The following is a 21,736-nucleotide window of genomic DNA, read 5'->3' on the forward strand; positions in this document are numbered from 1 at the left end:
TCTTTTTGACATTACATATCTTTGTGGATGCGATAAGTATTGTAAGCAGTGACTACATTAGCAACGGCGCTGACCCTTGAGCTACGTGCGATATCGGCTTGTAGGGCATTGGCTTCTTCTTGCAGATTGACTTGGGTTTCATGGAATTGTTGCATTTCAAGCAGATTGTAGGCTTCTGGCAAGGTAGAGGCACGGCCTTCTGCGATTAAATTATATAGTCGGAAGAGGTCGTGGTAATTGTAAAATTTTTGTGGGAAACCTTGCATCCCTTGTTGGTAGGCTGGTTGGCTGATTTCCTGGTTATAAAGAGCCTGGGCATTGGCAAGAGCTTGCTTGGCTGGGGCTACAAATACAAAGTATTTGAAAGCAATCAGCCCGCCCATCAACCCGAGCATCAATAGAAAACCGTGCATGAGGTGACTTTGTTCTAAGAGAAAAATCGTAAAAGCAAAAAGAAGATTGAGGGCCAGTGTGACCGTGATTGGCCCATTGAGTCTCTTCGCTGCTTTATTTAAACGGTTTTGTTGCCGTTGAACTTCATCCCAAGCAACTGCTGCAGGGGCTGTTAGTACGCGCTTTTCATCTAATAGTTGTAAAATTTCTTGTGTCGTCATTGTAAATCTCCTTTTGTTATAAGCGTATCTTTTAGAATTGACCTTATTTTATCAAAAATCCTTCCCTAAAAAAGGGCCATGTAAACTATAGTTTCATTTTTCTTAAAAATCGAAGAATTTCTAGTTTTTTTGTCAAAAATTAAACTCTGAGTTTAACTCCAGCCTTTTTTGAGGTATACTAATGGTATGATAATTGAAAGGAAGTTCCCCTATGTCCTCATCTTCGCCATTTGGTCCAACATTTCGTAAGATTCGTGAAGCACGCGGTCTTTCTCTAAAAGAAGTCGCTGCAGACATTGTCTCTCCTCAGTTCCTCAGCCAATTTGAGCGTTCTCAAAAAGGAGTAACCATTGAGACCTTCTCTCGCCTCTTGCTGTCTATGGGGGTGGATTGGGACACCTTTTTGTCTCATTATCCTGGCTTAACCATTCAAAATTTCAGCCCCATTTTGATGAAGCACATCAATCAAGAAAACATGGATTTTCTGTCCATTATTGAGCGCTTAAAGCATGAAAAATCGCCTGTTGCAGAGGAGAACAAAGAGCTCTGGCAACTCTATTTGCGTTCGCTTGAAATCAATGTCAATAACGCGATGGGAAAAGAGATCCACCTGGAAGACGCACCTGTGTCGATTCAACGAATCGCTCAAGAAGTGCCTTTTGCCTATCAAAATGAAATTGAGCAAGACTTCACCATTGCCCTTTTATCTGTCTTGCCCTATGAAGTCGTCGCTAAGATTCGAAAGGAATCCTTGGAACTTTTTGAAAGCAGTTATTCTGCCTACTCTGCCAATGCATTGGCCTCTTTACTGTTAAATCTAGCTAACTATCTTATTAAAAAAGAACTCTACTTAGAAGCTCTGAATTTTCTTCAATCGATTAACCAGCTTCGCAAGCGCAAACCGATTTTAAACACCAGTATTTCCATGCAGTTAGAATTTATGCAGGTCTATGCCCTCCTTGGCTTAAATGACAAGGAAGGGGTTTACCGTGCCAAGCAAGTCTTAAAAGCCCTGGAAGGTTTGATTGCACTCGAAAATTTCGGAAGCCCGCTTGTTCAAATCAAAACAAAATTCATGTTGCGAGTCAACGAACTCAACAAAACCGGCATTGATTTCTTCAGCGAATAAAGACGTCTCAGACTTCAGACCGATTCTTTCGATCAGCGCCTTTTCTTAAGTTTTCTTTAAGCAAACCGCCTTATAATAAAACCATCAAATAAAGACCTCCTAACTTTGTTTGATAGAAAATCCTAAACTTTTTCATAATAATCTCCCTATAAGAGCCACCAAAACCGGTGGCTTTTTCTACGTACCTTAGTGAGTCAAGTCCAATAGGGGCGTAGACGAACTTAGGTACGTTGACGCAGTTCAAGCGAAACGAAAACTACGGTCCTTACCCTTCATTTGTACAAATAATCCAATTTATGCTCGATCTATGTTATAATGAAGAGAATTTTTGTCTGAGGAGGATTTATGAAAAAAACACATTCTATGCTATTCATCCCAGGCATCATTATGCTTGGGATTGTTTTACGAACACCATTTACTACGCTTCCGACGGTCTTGTCTGACATCGCTGCTGGTTTGGGGGTAGATGTGAGCTCTCTGGGGCTATTGACTAGCTTGCCACTTCTCACCTTTGCCATTTTCTCACCTTTTGCGATTCAATTTGCTAAAAAATTGGGGATTGAGCGCCTCTTTTTCCTAGTTTTGATCGCAATGACGATCGGATCTGCCATTCGGATTATCAATCTCCCCTTTCTCTATCTGGGAACCATCTTGATTGGAGCTGGCATCGCCTTTCTCAATGTGCTGCTTCCAAGCCTGATTCAGGCGAACAGGCCCCGCCAACTAGGCATTCTGACCACTTTGTACATCACTTCTATGGGGATGTCCACAGCGATCGCCTCTTCTGTGGCCGTTCCGATCACCAAAGCCACTTCTTGGCAAGGTTTGGTCAACATCTTGACAGCCTTGTGTGCTCTTGCTTTGGTCATCTGGATTCCTAACCTTCGCTACAACCACCATCTAAAAAAGACGGCTACTACGGAATCTAGTAGCAAGTGGTATACCAATAAATATGTCTGGGCTATCATGATTTTTGGAGGCTTGCAGTCACTGCTTTTCTACACAAGTATGACCTGGCTTCCGACCATGGCTGTTCAAGCTGGCCTTTCAAAGGTTGAATCTGGACTACTGGCCTCCGTCTTCACCCTGATCAGTCTCCCATTCTCCTTGACGATCCCAAGTTTAACGACACGGTTATCCGATCGCAATCGACACTTGATGCTTACGATTGTTGTCGGAGCAGGGATTCTGGGGGTAGCCATGCTCTTAATCCCGACCAGCAACTTCTTCTACTGGTTGATAATCAATGCCCTAATTGGAAGTTCCGTTAGTTCGCTCTTCCCTTACCTCATGGTCGCTTTCTCCATGAAATCCAGCACACCTGAAAAAACAGCTCAACTTTCTGGTCTTGCCCAAACAGGAGGCTACGTCTTTGCAGCCTTTGGGCCCATCCTCTTCGGCTACAGCAAATCCCTCTTCCACTCTTGGACACCAGCTGTCGTTTTATTATTGATATTAACCCTTATCATGGCATTTGCTCTCTATCAGGTAGAAAAAGTCGATAAAATATTATAATGAAGCTCTGGCTGGAAGTTTGTCTTCCGGCCTTTTTTCTGCCTACAAAAAAAGAACTAGGAGCTCGTCCTAGTTCAACGTTTCTGGATTGAATTTTATTTATTCGTAAAATGAGATATGTACGTGGTCATAGTGGTTTGCTGTATCTCCACCACGGTCAGGCATTTGGTTCCAAGTGTTAGCTGGTCCGTACATGTTATTTACTGGCATGTAGAATTGTTGTTTCCAGATAACATATGAGATACCTGCACGGTCCATGTTGTCAATCGCATACTGTGCAACTTGATCTCCAAGCTCTGAATTTGTTGGAACCATTACGTCCACTGCAAGTCCTTTACCATGATCGTCTGGATCCCCTTCACGGTAACCACCAATGTTTGTGATACCGAATTTCGCAGCGATTTCTTGACGGAAAGCTTCTGCTTGTGATTTAAGGTGTGGATCAGTTGGAATCGTATTTCCGCTCGTTGAGGTTTCTGCTACTGGTTGCACTTCAGGGGCAGCAGCAGTTTCTACTGCTGCAGGTTGTGCTGCCGGAGCTTCCTCTGCTGGAGCAACTGGTGTTTCTGCAGGAGCTGCTTCCGCAGCTGGTGTTGTTTCAGCAGGTGCTGCTGGGGCTGGAGCAGATTGAGGGGCAGCTGCTGCTTCTGGGTTTTGAGTTTCAACATTAACAGCTGGAGCACCGTAGTTCGGTGTTTCTGGAACAGCAGGTTGAGCTGGTGTTTCTGCTCCTGGGACAGCAACTACTGGAGCTTCTTGAGCTTCTGCTGCTGGAGCAACTGGAACTGCTTTGTTATCTTCATTGACTGGTTTAGACAAATCGTTGACAGCGACTGTTTGATCATCAACTGTCACTTGGTTTGTTGTCAAGTCAGCACTTGCAACGGTTGCATCTGTCGCACCTGCTTGAGGAGTTTGGATTTCAACTGAAGTTACTTCTTTTTGATCATTTACTGTTGTTTTCAAAACAGTACCTGGGTAGATCAAATCCATGTTGCTGATGTTGTTCAAGTTTGCCAACACATGAACATCGATTCCAAGTGCTTCTGCGATCGAACTCAATGTATCACCATATTTGATGGTATAAGTTTGTTGGTTTTCACCGCTTTGTTGGATATCATGTTTGATTTCATCTACTGAGCGAGCTACCCAATCTTCAAGTGTTTCTGCAGTGGCTTTTGTAAATGGAATCACTGCAAGAGCTACTGTTGAAGCGATCAAGGCTTTCGTATTAACTTTTAATTTCATCTTTTATCCTCTTTTTTCTTTGTTTTTTTGCTCAAGATTTTCTTGGACAAATGAACTACTATACTATAGTATCACAATTTAAAAATAATAAAAGGCCTTTTTGGCTATTTAACAAAACTGTATTTTTCTTGTAACATTTCGTCTTTCTTGTCACATTGTTACAAACTAGTAACATAAAAATAGGGTGCTGGAAGAAGAGTTCGAGGGCGCAAAAAAAGCCTCATCAAGGAGCGGTTCCTCGATGAGGTTCTTGTATTTTTTAAGCAATTGAACACGCCTACAACTCTTTGTATCTTATGAATTGAACACGCCCTAAATGCTGGGTGAAAAAGATAAATTCTCTTGTGAGCATCGCTCACTGCAAGAATTTCCTATTTTCACTCTGCATTTTACGGGCTTTGTATCTTATTTGACCTTCATGATTCTGACGAGGTTGGCGCGTTCGGCTTCTTCGAGTTTCATTTCGATATAATAGATAGTCTCTTTGAGGTCTGGGATGGTCGCATACTCGAGTCCGTTCACTCGACGGCGGGTTTTCTCGATTTCATCTGCCATGAGTTGACAGCTTTTTTCGATTTCCGCTAACTTGAGCAAATCAGGGAGTAGATCCCCCATTTCTTGGATGGTGCTATCCATTTGACTGTTGGAGGCGAGGTAGCTATAAACCACGTCCCCTTCATCCTCTCCGTAGGGGTTATCGATACGAGCATGGAGCTTGGGCACGCGCACACTCATGACATTTTCTTCCTCGATGTGTAGCATCACTTCTCGAGTGGGAACGGCAAAGATTTCTTCTACCATGAGGTCGCTCTCTAAGGACTTGGCCATCACGAAATCTTGCATATTGCCCACCAGCGCTGCCTCCACCTTTTGGCGCAGACGATTATTCTCACGCACAGCTTCAATAAAGCGACGCATGAGTTCATCCCGCTTATCCTTGAGCAACTTGTGCCCCCGGGTTGCTGTCTTGAGGCGCTCTTTGAGAATATTGAGCTCCATCCGAGTTGGTTTTACATTTAATCGTGCCATAGGCTAATCCTCTTTGTTTGGCAGATACTTGTCAATCATCTCATCCTTGATCCGTTTAAGCTCTGTTCGTGGAAGGATGGATAAGAGCTCCCAACCGAGATCCAAACTTTCCTCAATCGTCCGATTGGTGGTAAAGCCTTGGTTGATGTATTCTTGCTCAAAGCGGTCCGTAAATTTAACATAGAGCTTGTCGGTATCTGACAAGGCAGATTCCCCAAGCACTACAGCCAGTTCTTTGGCTTGTTTTCCTTGGGCGTAGGCTGCAAAGAGCTGGTTCATGGTCGCCGCATGGTCTTCCCGAGTCTTGCCTTCACCAGAACCCTTGTCCTTCAAACGAGAAAGGGATGGAAGAACATTGATCGGTGGGCGGTAACCACTATTATAGAGATCGCGGGACAGAATAATCTGACCTTCGGTGATGTAGCCTGTTAAGTCAGGGATGGGGTGGGTGATGTCATCTTCTGGCATGGAGAGGATCGGAATTTGGGTCACAGATCCTTTCTTTCCAACCAAGCGTCCTGCACGTTCGTAGAGGGTTGAGAGGTTAGTATAAAGGTAACCTGGATAGCCCCGACGACCTGGAACTTCCCGGCGGGCAGCAGATACTTCCCGAAGGGCTTCACAGTAGTTGGTCATGTCGGTCATGATAACCAAGACGTGCATATCTTTTTCATAAGCCAAATATTCTGCTGCGGTCAAGGCGATCCGAGGCGTGGCAATCCGCTCGATAGCTGGGTCGTTGGCTAGGTTGATAAAGAGGACAGAGCGGTCAATGGCTCCTGTCTCGCGAAGGTCGTTCATAAAGAACTCGGCTTCTTCAAAGGTAATCCCCATAGCCGCAAAGACCACAGCGAAGTTTTCTTCAGAATTAAGAACCGTCGCTTGACGAGCAATCTGAGCCGCCAACTCCTTGTGAGGAAGACCAGAACCTGAGAATACTGGGAGTTTTTGGCCCCGAACCAAGGTATTCAAATGGTCAATGGCTGAGATCCCTGTCTGGATAAATTCATCCGGATAGTCCCGCGAAACAGGGTTGATGGCTTGTCCATCAATGTCCAAGTACTTCTCTGGGATAATCTCTGGACCGCCATCGATGGGTTTGCCCATCCCGTTAAAGATGCGTCCGACCATGTCTTCAGACACAGGGAGTTCTAGGGGACGTCCAGTAAAGCGGACTTTGGCTTTTTCCAAGTTGATCCCGCTAGATCCTTCAAAGAGTTGGACCATAGCCTTGTCTTCTTGGACTTCGAGGACTTGTCCCTGACGGGTCGTTCCGTCATGAAGCTTGATTTCTACTAGTTCATTGTAGTGAACCCCTTCGACCTGATCGACAATCATCAAGGGGCCAACAACTTCGCTGACAGTACGGTATTCTTTAATTACGCTCATTGTCTACTCCTCCTTTTGCGACGATTTGGTGTAGGGTTTCTACGATTTCTTCTTTCAGGGCTTGAATGGTTGCCAACTGATCCTCATGGATGAACTTGCTCCGGGCAATACGGTCTCGAAGAGCTAGGGTTCCTTCCATGATTTCTGTGAAGTAAGCCCCTAATTCTAGTGCTTTTTGACTTTCTTGGTCAAAGGTCAAAATGTTGGTCAACAAGGCCACCTGCTTGCTGAAAGAGGTATAGGTATCGACCTCATCAAAGGCATTTTGTTGCAGGTAGTCTTCACGGATCATCTTGGCCGCATTCATGGTCAAGCGGTCTTTTTCAGATAAGGAATCTAGACCAACCAAGCGAACGATTTCTTGCAATTCACTTTCCTTTTGAAGCAAGTTCATAGCACGGGTCACTTTTTCAGACCAGCTGATTTGTTCATGTAAATCGATATAGCGACCAACTTCATCTTGGTAAAGGGAATACGAACTCAACCAGTTGATAGCTGGGAAGTGACGACGTTGGGCCAATTGAGCATCTAAGCCCCAGAAAACCTTAACGATCCGCAAGGTATTTTGCGTTACCGGCTCTGAAATATCTCCACCTGGAGGGGAAACGGCACCGATCGCCGTAATCGAACCTTCGCGCGCAGTAGTTCCAAGCGTCTTGACCCGACCGGCTCGCTCGTAGTATTCGGCGATCCGGCTACCAAGATAGGCTGGGTAACCTTCATCTCCGGGCATTTCTTCTAGACGACCAGACATTTCACGGAGGGCTTCAGCCCAGCGCGATGTCGAATCAGCCATGATGGCAACGGAATAGCCCATATCACGGAAGTATTCGGCAATAGTGATCCCTGTGTAGATAGAAGCTTCCCGCGCTGCTACTGGCATGTTCGAAGTATTGGCGATCAGAACAGTCCGTTGCATGATGGATTGGCCAGTTGTTGGATCGATCAATTCTGGAAATTCATTCAGAACGTCCGTCATTTCATTTCCACGTTCCCCACAACCGACATAAATCACGATGTCTACATTGGCAAACTTGGCCACTTGGTGTTGCACGACTGTTTTCCCAGCTCCGAAAGGACCAGGAACAGCTGCAGCTCCACCCTTAGTCACAGGGAAGAAGGTATCGATGACCCGTTGACCGGTGACCAAAGGCTCTACTGGAATGAGTTTTTGTGCAAAGGGACGGCCTCGACGAACCGGCCATTTTTGCATCAGGGTTCCAGTAAAGAGGCTACCATCTGCCTGCTCAATCTCATAGACCGGCTCTTCCACTGTGTAAGAACCTGCTGCGATCTTGGTCACACGTCCACTCACACCAAAAGGCACCATGATGCGGTGTTCCACCATATTGGTCTCTTGAACGGTACCGACGATGTCTCCAGCGACCACTTCTGTCCCTTCTGTCACACTTGGTTCGAAGGCCCATTTGGTGTCCCGATCTAGATTCGGAACTTGCACCCCACGAACCAAAAAGTCACTGGCAGTAACCTCTTGAAAGCGTTCCAAGGGGCGTTGGATCCCGTCAAACATCTGAGAGATCAATCCTGGTCCCAATTCAACAGAAAGGGGAGCTCCAGTTGTTATCACCGGTTCTCCTGGACCGACTCCAGATGTTTCTTCATATACTTGGATAGAGGCTTCATCCCGCCGCATCTCAATAATTTCGCCAATCAAACCAAGATCGCCGACCCGGCAAATGTCTTGGATATTGGCCTCCTGCATCCCTGATGCAACCACCAAGGGACCGGAAACTTTGATAATTTTTCCTTGAGTCATGTATTCCTCCTGGGAATCCTTTGTTTCTTTGTTTTACTTTTGTGCTATCTCTCTTAGAGCTTGCTTTTGTTGGCCATTGGCATCGAAATTGCTTGGATCCAACCAAGCTTCGAAGCGCTGTTTGATAGCTGGCCATTCTTGGTCAATGATAGACAACCAGTCTGTATCACGGGTACGACCTTTATAAACAACAGCCTGACGGAAACAGCCTTCATAGGTGAACCCTAAGCGCTCAGCTGCTTTGCGAGATGCTTGGTTTAAGGCATCGCATTTCCACTCATAGCGGCGGTATCCTAAATCTTCAAACACGTAGCGCGCTAAGAGATACTGGGCTTCTGTAGCCATGCGTGTCTTTTGGAGCGCTGGTGAGTAGGTCACTGCTCCGACTTCGATCACCCGATTGGCTTGATCGATCCGCATGAGAGAGAAAGTCCCCAAAGCCTTGCCTGAATCTTTGTCTACAATCGCATAGTAAAAGCGACCTTGGGCTGTCATGAGATCATCTAATAGGTGGTCCCACTCCTCTTCATTGCGGGCAGGGCCTTTGAATAGAAAGGTCCACATCGCTGCTGGAGAGTCCGGCCCGTAGACCTGATAAAGATCTGCTCCATGTTTTTCTTTTGAGAGGCGCTCGATCACGGTATAGCGACCTTCAATCCGCTCAATAGCTGGCAGACGCCCCGGAGTAAAATCCGGCAGTGCATCGCCAATCGTTTGGCCAAATTCATTTGTTCTCATAAAATATCCTGTCCTACTGCTTTTTCGACATTATCACGAATCCGCTGTTGGCCCAGTCCCGTAGTCCCTCTATGGGTCGGGATAAGAATCAGAGCCGGTGTCAGCTGCTGGTCGTAAAACGCCACTGTATCTGGAATGGCCTGAGCAATATCCTCTGTCAGGTAGATAATCCCGAAGTTTTCCCGACTGAGTTTTCGCAGGGTATTGATCGCTTCTTGTGGCTCTGTGACCGGATAGGTTTGAAAGCCAATCAGGCGAAAAGGAAGGATGGCGTCCCGATTGCCCACAACGGCGATTTTATAGGTCTGTTTGTCCATAAATCGGTCTCATCCTTTCTTTGATGTCTGCTAGCGGAAAACCATTGTCCAAACCAGAGAGGACCAAACGAAGGTTGGTCACCTCTAACTCTTTTCCGTAAAGATAACGAACAAGAGGGAGTGGTCCATCAACTTCAAAACGGCCAGCGTCTAGAAGACTGAATTTCACCAAACTCTCTAAATACTCCAACTCTACGGTCTTTAGTTGACCGGTGCGCATCTTTTCTTCATAAGTCTCTAAAGCGAGATCGTACTCTAGCGGATTGACTTGATAAAACCAGGTCAACCACTGACCGGATTCTAGCAGGTCGATCACCTGATGGGCACTGAGGCTCCCTTCATCTGAGAGCAATTGGTGCATAAAGCTATGCGGTTTTTGCTGATCCAAGGCCCGCTTAACTGTAATCGCATTGTAAAAGTCAATGGTCACGTCCACCAACTGCTTCAGAATCGGATGATCTAGGCTGTCCCCTAAGTATCTCAGGTGTTTAAAATAAGCTAAGTCCATCCCGATTTCGAGGACCCGCAAGTCCTGATAGTCTTGGAATTCTTGCCAGGTTGCAGCCACTTCTTCCGCCATAAAGGCCGGACAATGCTCCGCAGAAAAGGTCGCCACCAAATGCTCGAGCACATCGAGAGAATAAGGACCGATAGGGATCAATAAGTGCCCCAACTTGCGCTCTGTCGCCTTGTGTTTTAGATAAACCTTGAGATTATGATAGGTGTACTTCAAAGTAAACAGGCTAACCAAGTCTGGCTGAGGGCTTACCTCAAAAGCCCATTGGTATTCTGCCAACAAGGCTGCCATCAGGCGGGCTTCAAGGGCTGATAAATCCTTGATCTCGTGGCTGTCTAAAGCATAAGGTGTTCCTTGTAGCAAGCCTTCTCGGCTCTCGCTTGAGGGACTTGCAAGCAACTGCTCGAATTGACTGGGACTGACAAAACTAGCCTCACGTACGCTGATTCCTGTATTGACTTGAGAATAGGTCCGTTCGCTCATTGCAACCTCCTAGTTCTCTTCATCTGTGAAAATGCTGGCTGCCATCTGGTAGCTTTCTTGCTCCCAAATGGAATCCACCAAATCACGGTAGAGATAGTTGTCATCAATCTTCCCAACCGACAAGACAAAGCCTGCTTGAGCTGGGATTGTTGCATCTGCAACTGTCACATTCTGATGCGTCTGCTTCAATCTCTCGAGAGCTGCTGAATCAAATTTGCTAGCACTCACCGCACCGAAGGTCAGGGTCACAACTTGTCCCTGATAGCGATCTAAGACCGCATCTACAAACTGCATTTCCTTTTCAAGGGGCCAAGCCACCATCGCTTCATAAGCATCTGCAAAGAGATCCTTTAAGACGCGTTGCTTGGTGACAAGGGTTGATTGGCGTTTTTTATTTTCGATTTGTTGGGTTTCACGTTGCAATTGACGTTGAATCCGCTTGAGCTGCTCGGAGCGTTGATTGAGTTTATCTTGAATCAAACGCTCTTCTTGCGCAGTCTCTTCTTTTAGGATGGTTTCCTTGGCCTCTTCTAAGAGTTTACGCCCTTTTTCATGGGCTTGGGCCAAGATCGAATCCTTTAATTGGGTTTGTTCATCCATATCGTTTTTCTCCTATTGCATGCGTCTTGTGTTTTTCGCCTCGCGAGGCGAATCCATCAAAGCTAGCTCTTAGCCGACGCGTAGGGTCAATAGGAAGGACACAACGAAGGCCAAGATGGCGTAGGTTTCAACCATGGCCGCAAGGATAACCCCTTTCATCATGTCTTCAGGGCGTTTGGCCAAGATTTGCATCCCTGCTGTCGCAACATTTCCTTGGTGTTTTGCTGAGAAATAACCAACGATCGCAACTGGAAGAGCTGTAAAGAAGTAAGCAACCCCTGTTTCAAGTGGCATATCTGGCTTAATTTGCAACCAGATCAAGATCCCGATAACGAAACCGTACAAACCTTGTGTACCTGGCAACAATTGCAAAATCAAGGCTTGGGCAAATTTTTCAGGTTGTTCTTTCAAGAGCGCTGCTGCTGCTTGACCCGTTTTACCAACCCCAAGGGCAGATCCCATTCCACTAAGTGCAACGGCGATCGCCACACCAAATGCTGCAAAGAAGGCGCCCCCATGGGCTGAAAAATATGATGCTAAAGATTCCATGAATATACTCCTATTTATTAAAGATAATACTTATTTTTTTGTTTTAATATAGCGTTCAGAAGGTTTGAGAGGACGAAATGGCTTGCCTCCTCCTTCGTAGAACTTACCGAAGAACTCCACAAAGATCAGACGGGCTCCATGCACATATCCTGACAAGAAGGACAGGAACATATTAATGGCATGGAGGACGATAAAGAGCACAAGCCCTACCGTAAACCGTCCAAGCGGTGGAAAGAGATTGACAATGAGGTTGAAGGCCGAACCGATACTCGCTCCAGACAAGCCCAAAGCCATCAAACGGGTGAAGCTGACTAAGTCTCCAACATAGCCACTAACATTGTAGAGGTTAAAGAGACCAGAGGCTAAGCCGGACAGCTTCTTGGCACTGACAATGGAAACAATCAAGATCCCAATGGCATTCAAAATAGCCAGCCACTTGCCAATCGGAACTAAAAGGCTCATCCCTGGCAAGATATTGCCTACTGCTAGAAGCATTAAACCAAGTAGGATCAAGACCCAAGCAAAGCCAGCATTATAGGCTTCCGTGTAGTCTTTGAGGCGAACATTTTTCATTCCTCCTAGGAAGAGGCCCACTAAGACGGTGATAAAACCAAAGACCACTGAGAGGATCAGGATGGTCATGGCGTTGCTGGTCGTACTGATCAGGGCAAAAGGCATCTCAAATCCAAAGAAAGAGCCATAGACCACACCCCAAAGGGCAACTGAAATTCCAAGGAGACTGAAGAAACGAAGGTTCTTCGCTGTACTAGGCTTGAGCTTAAAGGCTTTAAGGGCAAAGCCTGTCGCTACCGTTAGCAACAGTCCATAACCGATATCTGCGACCATCATGCCAAAGAAAACAAAGTAGAAGAGAGAAACGATCGGTGTCGGATCTTTCTCGTAATACTTAGGCAGGGCGTACATCTCTGTGACTAATTCAAAGGGCTCTACCAAGGCATTATTTCGCAACTGGATCGGAACGTCATCCCAATCTTTTTCCGTCACATCGCGCGTCTCTAGTAAGACCCGAGAACCAAAACCTTCTTGCAAGAAGTCTCGCAATGAGGCCACTTGGGAGGTTTCAATCCAACCCTCTAGAGCTACCAAGCTTTGCGTGCTGGCAAGAAGCGACTTGGCTTCCTCCCGAGCTCCCGAACTCAGCAAGTAATCCATCTGGTACTTGAGCTGGTCCAGCTCCTTCTGGGAGTTTTGTAACTCGGCTAGGGTTGCTGCAACTACAGCTTCTTGCTCTTTGATTTCCCCTTCTAGGCGATCCAAGTAAGCGGCTGGGACTTGCTCTTCTTCATAGTCCAATTCTTTGAACCCATGGTCTTCCAGAAGCTCCTGAACAGCTACACGGTCTCCCGAACGATACAAGATGACATAGCCGTGTTCAGTCTCAGACGTAAAGACTTCTTCTAACTCCAGCTCTGGATGAGCTTTTAAGGAAGAACGAACAGCGTCTGTATCGCTATTTGGGATGGTCCCGATCAAGCCATGCACATAGTGAAAAGTAGCGAGGGCAGCTGGCGTCACCTCTAACGGTCGCCATTTTTCTAAGCGCTCTATCTCACCCTTTGCATCCGCAATCTTCTGGCGAGCCTTGTCTAACACGCGCAATTGGCGTTTCAACTTGGTCAATAGAAGATCCTCATCTCGAATCATCCCGTGGGCCTGCAAGTCATCAAAAGACAAGCTTAAGGGTTCTTCCTTCAGAGCTTGCAGGGCCTTCTTCTCAGGCATGTAGGGCTCCAGAGTCTGAATCATTTTTTCAACTTGTTCTTGACGTTTTTGCAGCTCTACCAAGGCTTGACGATTGTCCTCTGTCAAGGGTTGAGACAAGGTATTTGCCTCAAAGGCAGCCTGCCATTCTTCATGCTCACTGAGGTCATAAATCTGGATTTTTGCCTCAGACTGTAGCGCTAGTAGGAGACTGTCCAAGTCATCTTTGGGCAAGATGAGGGACAGTTTTTGCATCTGACTAACGGCCATAGCTTGCTACCACCTTTTCTACAATGGCTTCAACTAACCCAGCTCGCTTGTCGGTCATCGCCTCTTGTACCTTGGCATCATTGCGCGCAACCGTTTCTTCCAGATCTTTCGTTAAACGGACGAGTCTTTCCTGGGCGTTTTTTTCTGCCTCTGTGACCAATTGCTTGGTTTCCTCATCGTAATGCTGTGCCACTGTTGCAAGTCGATCGCGCGAATCCGTTCGGATTTGTTCAACTTGAGCTTCATAGCCTACGATCACGCCCTGAGCAGCTTGCTCGATCTCTTGCATCATCTCGAGTGTTGCATTCGACATCGTCACACCTCCTTATTCAACTATTGTTCTTCCAACAACAGTACAATTATCTTAAATTATACCACAATTCATATCGTTTGTTCAGACCCAACCGGGAATTTTCAGAAAATTGTGGACAACAAATAAGACCTTAGTTTCAAGTTTGGTAGCGTTCTCTTCTTTTCTCCTATCCTGTTCCTAGTTTCAGTATTTCTTGATTTCTTTTACTTGAATAAAGCGGTTACCCATGTTATAATGTGTAATATATTATAGGAGTATCCTGTTATTTCATCTCGTGAGAAAGGAGGATTGCTGTGAAACAAGATCAAGATTTACGCGCCATTATCGCCAGCCATGAAGCTGAGTTAACAGATATGGAACGCGACATTGCCCAATATTTTTTATCATCCGAAGCACGACAGCACTCCCTGTCCTCTTCTCGTGTAACAGAGTTACTCCATGTTTCAAAGGCGGCTTTAACGCGTTTCTCTCAAAAATGTGGCTTTTCCGGCTATCGGGAATTTGTCTATCACTTTAACGAAGAAACCAAAAATCAAAAACAGGTGCAAGAGCATGACGAGCTGACGCTGAGCGTCTTGCAACGCTACCACCATATCAGTAACGTCACTGAAAGTCTGGTAAAAGATTCCCAATTAGATCGGGTCGCTGAACTAATCGGTCAAGTAGACCGAGTCTATTTCTTCGGGATCGGTAGTTCCGGTTTAGTCGCTCGAGAAATGAAATTGCGCTTTATGCGACTGGGCGTCGTTTGTGAAGCCCTGACTGATCAAGATGGCTTTGCTTGGACGACCAGTATTCTCGATTCCTCTTGTTTAGTCATCGGTTTCTCATTGTCAGGAGGCACCAACTCCATTACAGACAGTCTCCTGGACGCCAAAGAAAAAGGGGCTAAAACGGTTCTTGTGACGGCTAACCCGGCTGCCATCCACCAAGGATTCACAGAAGTGTTACCGGCCGCACCTCTTCCTAGTAGTACCTATATCGATCGAATTTCTGCTATTTTACCACTCCTCATTGTGGTCGATTTGATCTATGCTCATTTCCTTAATAAAAGCCGAGAACAAAAGGAAATTGTCTTTAATAGCTACTGGGAAAACAAAAAACTTTCTAATCAACGTTCTCGAAAATCTTAATATGGTCTCCCTATTTAAAAAGCATGAAAGATCAGGTTTTCTTCATCTTTCATGCTTTTTTTGATGAATCAAAAACAAGTCGCCAGCGCGACTTGTTTTATGTTCCATGTTTTTGTCTAAAGTGGTAGTAGGCCCCCAACATACCTGCGGCGTTTTGATGGTGGGCAAATTCCAAACGGATCTTATCTGCTAGGCTAGGAACCAGTTCGGCACACAGGGCTTGATAGATTTTAGGTTTCAGGATGGCTTCCTGAGCCATAATCCCCCCTCCAAGAACAATGACCTCTGGATTGACCACATAAACGATATTGGCTAGTCCTTTGCCAAGGTAGGTCACCATTCGATCAATTCCAGCCATACAGATCTTATCTCCTTCTGTTGCCTGCTTGAAGATCCGGCGACCATTCCACTGTTCCACAGGATCACCATGATGTTCTGCCACATACTCGACTAAAGCCGTCGTTGAAGCTAGATCCTGAAAGGCACCGTCTGGCAAATGAAGATAGCCAACCTCACAGGCTGAATTGCTAAAGCCATGAAAGACTTGACCATCGAGCAAGAGGCAACCACCGATCCCTGTCCCAATCGTCAGGCAAACAGCATTGTTCGATCCTTTTGCATGGCCTGTAGTGACCTCTGCGAGACCGGCACAGTTGACATCATTTTCGATCTCGCAAGGGATCTGAAAGGTCTCTTCGATTTCCTTTTTGAATTGGGTGCCTGCATAGTTGGGAATTTGTGGGCCAGCATAAAAGATTTCTCCCTTATCAGGATCTACCATTCCGGCCGAAGAAATCGCCACCCCTGCCAAGGGATGCTTCTTCAAATAACGGGCTACGATTTCCTTTGTTGTGTTAAGAATGTGAGGTCCTCCTTTTTGAGCCTCCGTTGGCATTTCATGGGTCTCTAGGAGTTGCCCTTTTGCATCGGCTAAACCATACTTGATACTGGTCCCTCCGATATCAATTACAACATATGGATTCATCTAGACCTCCTTTGATCAAAGGAATCTGGCTTTTGTGTCCTGAATGAGTTGAGCAGCACGTTGGATCACTTCTTGATCCGCTTCTACTACTGGCGTCAAAGGGGAGCGAACAGATCCCAAGTCCAAACCTTCATTGATGCGCAAAACCGCTTTGATGACCGCATACATATTGCCATGAGCAGACGTCAAGACTCCGATAATGTCATTGATAGCAAACTGCAAGGCACGCGCAGTCTCCAAGTCTTTCTCAGCAATCAGCTGATTGAGCTTCAAGAAAAGTTCTGGCATCGCACCATAGGTGCCACCGATCCCAGCATGCGCTCCCATGAGACGGCCACCTAAGAATTGTTCATCCGGACCATTAAAGACGATGTGGTCGTCGCCTCCTAAAGAAGCAAAGGTTTGAATGTCCTGAACAGGCATCGAAGAATTCTTGACCCCAATCACCCGTGGGTTTTTCAACATTTCCTTGTAAAGGCTCGGTGTCAAAGCGACCCCTGCCAATTGCGGGATATTGTAGATGACAAAGTCTGTATTGGGTGCGGCTGCACTGATTTCATTCCAGTAGTGGGCCACACTGTATTCTGGCAAGCGGAAATAGATCGGTGGAATGGCCGCAATGGCATCCACTCCTAATTCTTCCGCATGTCGTGCCAATTCCACGCTATCCTTGGTGTTGTTGCAGGCTACGTGAGCAATGATGGTCAATTTCCCTTTAGCTACTGCCATCACTTCTTCCAAGATCAGCTTGCGATCGGCCACGCTCTGGTAGATACATTCGCCAGAGGATCCGTTGACATACAAGCCCTGCACACCTTTCGCGATAAAATATTCTACCAGCGCACGTACCCGCTCCGGGCTAATTTCTCCTTGGTCATCATAGCAGGCGTAAAAAGCGGGGATGACTCCTTCATATTTTTTTAAATCTGACATTTTTTCTCCTTTTGTCACTAATGAATTCATTCTATTCTTGGTACTGGGCGAAAATCTTTTCCATTAATCCAACTTGTGCAAAAGCCAAGCTTGAAAAGCCGAACAAGAAAAAGATCATGATCCCCAATAGGAAAGCTAAAACCGAGCTTGCAAGAGCCATACATAGAAGCAAGAGAGCACTTCCCATGACAAAGAACCAAGGAAAATGCAAGCCTGTCACAATCATGGCTTTTTGCAAACACTCTTTCCAATCCAATTGGTAGCGGGCCGCAATAGGATAAGCAGCCAATAAGATCAACACAAGAAAGAGAAAGAGGCCTAAACAAATGGTTTTCAAAGCTTGGAAAGCTAGGGAAGTTTGCCCCCAAAATAAGAATAAATCAAAGAGACAAATACCTGCAACAATCAGTTCTAAACTTCCTAGTTGCAAGCCTATTTTCCAATTGTCCCGAAAAGCCTTCGCATAACTACGAATCACCGGAACACGACGCTGGTGCTTAATGGCAAATAAGGTCTGATACAAACTAATTTTCGCAATTCCAATCGTGAGAACGGGTAAACAACTTAGCACAAATAAAAGATTAACGGTTACCAAGTCGAGGATCTTTTCACTGATACGCATCACTACATTGTCCGTGTTAAAAACGGTTTTGATCAATCCTGCCCCCTTAGATGACATAGGCACTCCTTTCTAACGTGATCAATCGATCGCAATTTTAAATAGATATTTTTTCACGATATCTTCTTGCCCTGCATAGCCATTGGGCTGGTGAGGCTCCCCTGGAAAGAAAATCGCAAAATTATGATAGCCTAGATGAAGCGGATAAGACTCCTGGCAATGGACAAAACCGATGTCCGATGCTTCATCAAATGCGATAGCCTCACCTGTCACACGAGATCCATAACTCGAAAACTCATGCCCTTCTACCAATAAATGCAAATCGGCATATCTTTTGTGGTGTTCAAAGCGATCATTTTCTGCTTTGTTGAGGGTATTTTCTTGAACGACGAGAAAGACCTTATCCCCATCAATATCGTATCTCCCCAATTCAAAAGAATCCTTCCGATGCTCATAGAGAAAGTCAATGGCCTGATCCAGATTGGGGTGGATTCCTTTGTAAAAGGTGATGTTTTTTAAATCATCAAATATCATATTCTCATCCTTTCGATACTTCTCAGCCTAGAAAACCGATCTGTACACAACTATCGTTTGTCCAAGCGGACGACTTATCCTTTGACCGCTCCCATGGTAATCCCTTGTGTGAAGGATTTTTGGAAAACCAGGAAGACCGTAACGATTGGCACTGCAGCTAGGGCTGCCCCAGCCATGATCAAGCCATAGTTTGTGGCCATTTCAGCCTGCATGGTCGCAACCCCTAGTGAAATAGTCAAGTTTTGACGAGAGGTCAGCATTACCAATTGCATAAAGTAGTCGTTCCAGGTGTTGATAAAGGTAAAGATGGCAAGGGCTGCAAATCCCGGCTTGACAATTGGGAAGGCAACGCTCCAGAAAGTCCGCAACTCTCCACAACCATCGATCTTAGCAGATTCTAAGAGTTCTGTTGGGATGTTTTCACTAAATTGCTTCATCAAGAAGACCCCGAATGGCCATCCAACCAATGGTAGAATAACCGCTGCAAGAGTATCGTGGATTCCCATAAAGTTGATAATGCGTACCAATGGAACCAAGACAACTTGTTTCGGAAGGGCCATGGCTGCGATAAAGGTAGCAAAGAGAATTCGTTGCCCATAGAAGCGTTTCTTCGCCAAGACATAACCTGCCAAGGAAGAGGTCATACACACCAAAAGCATGGTTGCAAGGGAGATGAAGACACTATTCCATAACCATTGTAGGGCTGGGTTTTGTACCATCAACTGTTGGAAGTTTTCCATGGTTGGTGTCTTTGGCCACCATTGAGGTGGGATCATAATGGTATCTGGTTGAGACTTAAAGGCCCCTGTCAAAATCCAATAAAATGGGAAAATGAACAAGACTGTCAAAAGGAGCAAAATGATCGTTGAAATCACTGTAAAGGCAGTGATGGGTTTCTTTTGTGTGGGTTTCATCTGAGGCTCCTTTCTTTAGTATTCTACGTCGTTTCCGAGGATCTTGAATTGCGCAAAACTGATAATGGCAATCATCACCGCAAGGAAGACACCCATGGTGTTGGCATAACCGTATTCAGAGAGTTTAAAGGCTTTTTCATAGAGGTAGTACATAAGGGTACTCGTTGAGTAGTTAGGACCACCGGATGTCAACAATTGGATCAAGGCGAAACATTGGAAAGAGTTAATGGTCGTAATGATGGCAATGTACAAGGTTGTTGGCAACAAGCTTGGCCATTTGATCTTCCAGAAAACTTGAAATTCTGTCGCACCATCCACACGCGCGGCTTCTACGAGGGAATTATCAATATTTCCCATAGCAGCGATGTAGAGGATAATCGGTTGACCAACTGAAGTGGTCAACAAAATAATGATGATGGCCATCAAAGCCCAGTGTTTGTCCCCCAACCAAGAAATGTTTTGGTTGATGACATGTCCAGATTTCAATACAAAGTTCAAAATCCCTGATAGTGGATCATAGATCCATTTCCACACAACCGTTACCGCTACACTCCCTGTAACAACTGGAAGGAAGAAGACGAAACGATAGAAGGAACGCGCAATCGCATTTTGATGGTAGGTCTGAGAAGCCACAAACAAGGAGAACAATACGACGATCGGAACCGATCCGATAACGATGATGACGGTATTGATCAAGGACTTCACAAAGACCTTATCCGCAAACATGCGGGAATAATTTTCTAAACCGACAAACTTAAAGGATGTCATAGAATAGTTGAAGAAACTTGTCACAAAGCCCATGATCATGGGTGCTAGGACAAAGACCGTAAAGAAGATTAAAATGGGTGCTAGGAATGCGTAGGAAACGAGTGTCTCCCTCATTCGGATTTTGTTTACCTTCACAGTAAGGCACCTCCTAGTGTTCTTTTTCTATTTTCTTTTCTAAACATATCTTACGATTTAAGAAAAGAAGATTCAGAAAGAATGAAGACCCCTTCGTTCCATTCCAAATAGAGAGCTACGGATTCGAAAGGGCCTGCATATTCTCATTTCTATGAAAGACTTAGATTTGCTTCATAGACTGATTATTTTTTCGTAATGGTTTCGTTTGCTTTTTCAGTAAAGGTCTTCAAAGCTGGTTCTGCTTTTTCATCCCCGTTTGAAACAGATTGCAACATTGGGAACCATAGGGTCCGCATTTCTGCAAAACCGTCGATTGTGTTGTAGTATGGTGAGTAGTATTTTGTCCAAGTGCTGATGGTTTCCATCCGTTTGTCATCGTACAACTTACCAAATGAACTACGAACTGGGAAGGCTCCTGTACGCACAACATCTTTTGGACCCCATTCTTTGTCGTCTGCGATGAACTGTACAAATTTCTTAGCAGCAGCAATTTTCTTTTCATCTTTATTATTGAAGACTGCAAATCCATTGACAAGGTATTCCAATTTTGGCTTGCCTGAGTCAGATGGGAATGGCACTTCTACTACTTCGACCTTACTTGCATCCAACAATTTAGCTTGGATACCGTTTTGTGAAGGCGCCCACAAGATGGTGTAAGAAGTTTGACCATTCGCAAAGTTTTGGATGTCTGCTCCTCCATCGAATTGAGAACCATTCATCATCAAGCCATCATTGATCCATTTAGAAGCTTTTTCCAAACCTTTGACAAATTTCGCATCATCGGTTGTATACTTGGTTACTTTTTCATCAGTAACAGAACCGCCATAAAGGTTGGCAATGAAGGCACGAGTTCCTTGGTCTCCACCTTGACCATTACTGAAGAGTGATCCTGGTGTGTAACCTTTGTCTTTCAAAGCTTTCAATACTTTTTCAAAGTCGTCTGTCGTCCAGCCTTCTTTGACAAGATCCAACACGCCTGCATCTTTGAGCATCTTCTTATTCATCGCCATGTAGAATGGTGCTGAACTAATTGGATACATGTAAGCTGTGTCGCCTGCCTTGCTGGCTTGAATGATATTTTCATTATTGACATCTTTGACAAAATCTTCTGTAAAGAGATCGTTCAAATCAGCCAATTTTCCATTTTTACCATACTGAATGATCCGTCCAGGTGCATCAAAGAGCACATCTGGAGCAGTTCCTGCTTCAATAGCCGTTGTGATCTTTTCAGGACCTGACTTGAAGTCAATCGTTTCCAAATTCACGTGGATATCTGGATTTGCTTTTTCAAAAGCTGCAATAATTGATTTTTCGTAGGTTCCGACACCATCTTCTGCTTTTTCTTGAGTAAAGACTGGGAAGGCCCACCAAGTGATTTCTGTTTTACCAGAATTTCCACCAGAAGATTCTGATTTTGATCCTCCGCCAGAGCCACAAGCTGCGAGTGCTAGAAGAGCTGCACCAGCTACCAACGAGCACAATACTTTTTTCATTTTCATGTGATT

22 protein-coding genes are annotated in these 21,736 nt (G+C 45.3%); 3 read left to right on the top strand and 19 right to left on the bottom strand.

Translation table 11 applies throughout. The annotated features are described in order from the left end of the window. Positions 1-11 precede the first annotated feature (11 nt). A complete protein-coding gene (locus tag ADH92_RS08655) occupies positions 12-614 on the bottom strand; it encodes a hypothetical protein (protein ID WP_013904431.1) in 603 nt (200 codons plus the stop codon). Between the two features lie 211 nt (positions 615-825). Between ADH92_RS08655 and ADH92_RS08660 the strand changes: the two genes are divergently transcribed. Both ADH92_RS08660 and ADH92_RS08665 read left to right on the top strand, forming a co-directional pair. Continuing rightward, positions 826-1,743 (top strand): helix-turn-helix domain-containing protein, encoded by a 918-nt coding sequence (locus ADH92_RS08660; RefSeq protein WP_003015436.1) that lies wholly within the window; start codon positions 826-828, stop codon positions 1,741-1,743. Positions 1,744-2,088: 345 nt separating this feature from the next. Continuing rightward, entirely contained in the window at positions 2,089-3,258 is a 1,170-nt protein-coding gene (locus ADH92_RS08665; RefSeq protein WP_049498125.1) for a CynX/NimT family MFS transporter, read from the top strand. 99 nt (positions 3,259-3,357) lie between these two features. Here the strand turns inward: ADH92_RS08665 and ADH92_RS08670 are convergent, their stop codons facing one another. The 11 genes from ADH92_RS08670 to ADH92_RS08720 form a co-directional block, all read right to left on the bottom strand. Then, on the bottom strand, positions 3,358-4,506 hold the full coding sequence (locus tag ADH92_RS08670) for a M23 family metallopeptidase (protein ID WP_049498126.1): 1,149 nt from the start codon (positions 4,504-4,506) through the stop codon (positions 3,358-3,360). Between the two features lie 405 nt (positions 4,507-4,911). Next, positions 4,912-5,535 (bottom strand): V-type ATP synthase subunit D, encoded by a 624-nt coding sequence (locus ADH92_RS08675; RefSeq protein ID WP_003009455.1) that lies wholly within the window; start codon positions 5,533-5,535, stop codon positions 4,912-4,914. A 3-nt stretch (positions 5,536-5,538) separates the two neighbouring features. Beyond that, complete coding sequence (locus tag ADH92_RS08680) at positions 5,539-6,924, bottom strand: V-type ATP synthase subunit B (RefSeq protein ID WP_003002370.1); 1,386 nt, start codon at positions 6,922-6,924, stop codon at positions 5,539-5,541. Further along, positions 6,911-8,701: a V-type ATP synthase subunit A gene (locus tag ADH92_RS08685; protein WP_049498127.1), complete on the bottom strand. Its 1,791-nt coding sequence runs from the start codon at positions 8,699-8,701 to the stop codon at positions 6,911-6,913. Before ADH92_RS08685 ends, ADH92_RS08680 begins: the two co-directional genes overlap by 14 nt. A 33-nt stretch (positions 8,702-8,734) precedes the next feature. After that, complete coding sequence (locus tag ADH92_RS08690; RefSeq protein ID WP_049492255.1) at positions 8,735-9,439, bottom strand: GNAT family N-acetyltransferase; 705 nt, start codon at positions 9,437-9,439, stop codon at positions 8,735-8,737. Next, positions 9,436-9,756: a V-type ATP synthase subunit F gene (locus ADH92_RS08695; RefSeq protein ID WP_003009443.1), complete on the bottom strand. Its 321-nt coding sequence runs from the start codon at positions 9,754-9,756 to the stop codon at positions 9,436-9,438. Before ADH92_RS08695 ends, ADH92_RS08690 begins: the two co-directional genes overlap by 4 nt. Further along, positions 9,737-10,756 carry a V-type ATPase subunit gene (locus ADH92_RS08700; RefSeq protein WP_049498128.1) on the bottom strand — a complete coding sequence of 340 codons (1,020 nt, stop codon included), beginning with the start codon at positions 10,754-10,756 and terminating at the stop codon, positions 9,737-9,739. The genes ADH92_RS08695 and ADH92_RS08700 overlap by 20 nt, the downstream gene beginning before the upstream one ends. 9 nt (positions 10,757-10,765) lie before the next feature. Next, positions 10,766-11,356 (bottom strand): V-type ATP synthase subunit E family protein, encoded by a 591-nt coding sequence (locus ADH92_RS08705; RefSeq protein ID WP_049498129.1) that lies wholly within the window; start codon positions 11,354-11,356, stop codon positions 10,766-10,768. Positions 11,357-11,425: 69 nt separating this feature from the next. Beyond that, complete coding sequence (locus tag ADH92_RS08710; RefSeq protein WP_003009435.1) at positions 11,426-11,905, bottom strand: V-type ATP synthase subunit K; 480 nt, start codon at positions 11,903-11,905, stop codon at positions 11,426-11,428. A 30-nt stretch (positions 11,906-11,935) separates the two neighbouring features. Then, entirely contained in the window at positions 11,936-13,897 is a 1,962-nt protein-coding gene (locus ADH92_RS08715) for a V-type ATP synthase subunit I (RefSeq protein ID WP_049498130.1), read from the bottom strand. After that, on the bottom strand, positions 13,887-14,210 hold the full coding sequence (locus tag ADH92_RS08720; RefSeq protein WP_003015405.1) for a hypothetical protein: 324 nt from the start codon (positions 14,208-14,210) through the stop codon (positions 13,887-13,889). The genes ADH92_RS08715 and ADH92_RS08720 overlap by 11 nt, the downstream gene beginning before the upstream one ends. A gap of 293 nt (positions 14,211-14,503) precedes the next feature. On the opposite strand from ADH92_RS08720, the gene ADH92_RS08725 reads away from it, so the two are divergent. Next, positions 14,504-15,343, top strand: a complete 840-nt coding sequence (locus ADH92_RS08725) for a MurR/RpiR family transcriptional regulator (protein WP_003009426.1) — start codon at positions 14,504-14,506, stop codon at positions 15,341-15,343. A gap of 97 nt (positions 15,344-15,440) precedes the next feature. On the opposite strand, the gene ADH92_RS08730 is transcribed toward ADH92_RS08725, so the two are convergent. The 7 genes from ADH92_RS08730 to ADH92_RS08760 form a co-directional block, all read right to left on the bottom strand. Next, positions 15,441-16,328, bottom strand: coding sequence for an ROK family protein (locus ADH92_RS08730; protein WP_049498131.1), 888 nt, complete (start codon positions 16,326-16,328; stop codon positions 15,441-15,443). Between the two features lie 15 nt (positions 16,329-16,343). Next, a complete protein-coding gene (locus tag ADH92_RS08735) occupies positions 16,344-17,261 on the bottom strand; it encodes a dihydrodipicolinate synthase family protein (protein WP_037608222.1) in 918 nt (305 codons plus the stop codon). A 31-nt stretch (positions 17,262-17,292) separates the two neighbouring features. Then, the gene (locus tag ADH92_RS08740; protein ID WP_049498132.1) at positions 17,293-17,940 is read right to left on the bottom strand and encodes a DUF624 domain-containing protein; all 648 of its coding nucleotides are present in this window, start codon (positions 17,938-17,940) and stop codon (positions 17,293-17,295) included. A gap of 21 nt (positions 17,941-17,961) precedes the next feature. Further along, a complete protein-coding gene (locus ADH92_RS08745) occupies positions 17,962-18,414 on the bottom strand; it encodes a NanQ anomerase/TabA/YiaL family protein (RefSeq protein WP_003015325.1) in 453 nt (150 codons plus the stop codon). 74 nt (positions 18,415-18,488) lie between these two features. Then, a complete protein-coding gene (locus ADH92_RS08750) occupies positions 18,489-19,328 on the bottom strand; it encodes a carbohydrate ABC transporter permease (protein WP_048717106.1) in 840 nt (279 codons plus the stop codon). A 15-nt stretch (positions 19,329-19,343) separates the two neighbouring features. Next, positions 19,344-20,231 (bottom strand): carbohydrate ABC transporter permease, encoded by an 888-nt coding sequence (locus ADH92_RS08755; protein ID WP_003009412.1) that lies wholly within the window; start codon positions 20,229-20,231, stop codon positions 19,344-19,346. A 182-nt stretch (positions 20,232-20,413) separates the two neighbouring features. Then, on the bottom strand, positions 20,414-21,730 hold the full coding sequence (locus ADH92_RS08760; RefSeq protein WP_013904413.1) for an extracellular solute-binding protein: 1,317 nt from the start codon (positions 21,728-21,730) through the stop codon (positions 20,414-20,416). Between the last annotated feature and the right edge of the window lie 6 nt (positions 21,731-21,736).

Source organism: Streptococcus parasanguinis (assembly GCF_001073155.1).
Taxonomy (GTDB): domain Bacteria; phylum Bacillota; class Bacilli; order Lactobacillales; family Streptococcaceae; genus Streptococcus; species Streptococcus parasanguinis_D.

Excerpts from the sequence above, each read along its gene's own strand:
- ADH92_RS08655 (WP_013904431.1), bottom strand. The coding sequence starts at position 614 with ATGACGACACAAGAAATTTTACAACTATTAGATGAAAAGCGCGTACTA.
- ADH92_RS08660 (WP_003015436.1), top strand. The coding sequence starts at position 826 with ATGTCCTCATCTTCGCCATTTGGTCCAACATTTCGTAAGATTCGTGAA.
- ADH92_RS08665 (WP_049498125.1), top strand. The coding sequence starts at position 2,089 with ATGAAAAAAACACATTCTATGCTATTCATCCCAGGCATCATTATGCTT.
- ADH92_RS08670 (WP_049498126.1), bottom strand. The coding sequence starts at position 4,506 with ATGAAATTAAAAGTTAATACGAAAGCCTTGATCGCTTCAACAGTAGCT.
- ADH92_RS08675 (WP_003009455.1), bottom strand. The coding sequence starts at position 5,535 with ATGGCACGATTAAATGTAAAACCAACTCGGATGGAGCTCAATATTCTC.
- ADH92_RS08680 (WP_003002370.1), bottom strand. The coding sequence starts at position 6,924 with ATGAGCGTAATTAAAGAATACCGTACTGTCAGCGAAGTTGTTGGCCCC.
- ADH92_RS08685 (WP_049498127.1), bottom strand. The coding sequence starts at position 8,701 with ATGACTCAAGGAAAAATTATCAAAGTTTCCGGTCCCTTGGTGGTTGCA.
- ADH92_RS08690 (WP_049492255.1), bottom strand. The coding sequence starts at position 9,439 with ATGAGAACAAATGAATTTGGCCAAACGATTGGCGATGCACTGCCGGAT.
- ADH92_RS08695 (WP_003009443.1), bottom strand. The coding sequence starts at position 9,756 with ATGGACAAACAGACCTATAAAATCGCCGTTGTGGGCAATCGGGACGCC.
- ADH92_RS08700 (WP_049498128.1), bottom strand. The coding sequence starts at position 10,756 with ATGAGCGAACGGACCTATTCTCAAGTCAATACAGGAATCAGCGTACGT.
- ADH92_RS08705 (WP_049498129.1), bottom strand. The coding sequence starts at position 11,356 with ATGGATGAACAAACCCAATTAAAGGATTCGATCTTGGCCCAAGCCCAT.
- ADH92_RS08710 (WP_003009435.1), bottom strand. The coding sequence starts at position 11,905 with ATGGAATCTTTAGCATCATATTTTTCAGCCCATGGGGGCGCCTTCTTT.
- ADH92_RS08715 (WP_049498130.1), bottom strand. The coding sequence starts at position 13,897 with ATGGCCGTTAGTCAGATGCAAAAACTGTCCCTCATCTTGCCCAAAGAT.
- ADH92_RS08720 (WP_003015405.1), bottom strand. The coding sequence starts at position 14,210 with ATGTCGAATGCAACACTCGAGATGATGCAAGAGATCGAGCAAGCTGCT.
- ADH92_RS08730 (WP_049498131.1), bottom strand. The coding sequence starts at position 16,328 with ATGAATCCATATGTTGTAATTGATATCGGAGGGACCAGTATCAAGTAT.
- ADH92_RS08735 (WP_037608222.1), bottom strand. The coding sequence starts at position 17,261 with ATGTCAGATTTAAAAAAATATGAAGGAGTCATCCCCGCTTTTTACGCC.
- ADH92_RS08740 (WP_049498132.1), bottom strand. The coding sequence starts at position 17,940 with ATGTCATCTAAGGGGGCAGGATTGATCAAAACCGTTTTTAACACGGAC.
- ADH92_RS08745 (WP_003015325.1), bottom strand. The coding sequence starts at position 18,414 with ATGATATTTGATGATTTAAAAAACATCACCTTTTACAAAGGAATCCAC.
- ADH92_RS08750 (WP_048717106.1), bottom strand. The coding sequence starts at position 19,328 with ATGAAACCCACACAAAAGAAACCCATCACTGCCTTTACAGTGATTTCA.
- ADH92_RS08760 (WP_013904413.1), bottom strand. The coding sequence starts at position 21,730 with ATGAAAATGAAAAAAGTATTGTGCTCGTTGGTAGCTGGTGCAGCTCTT.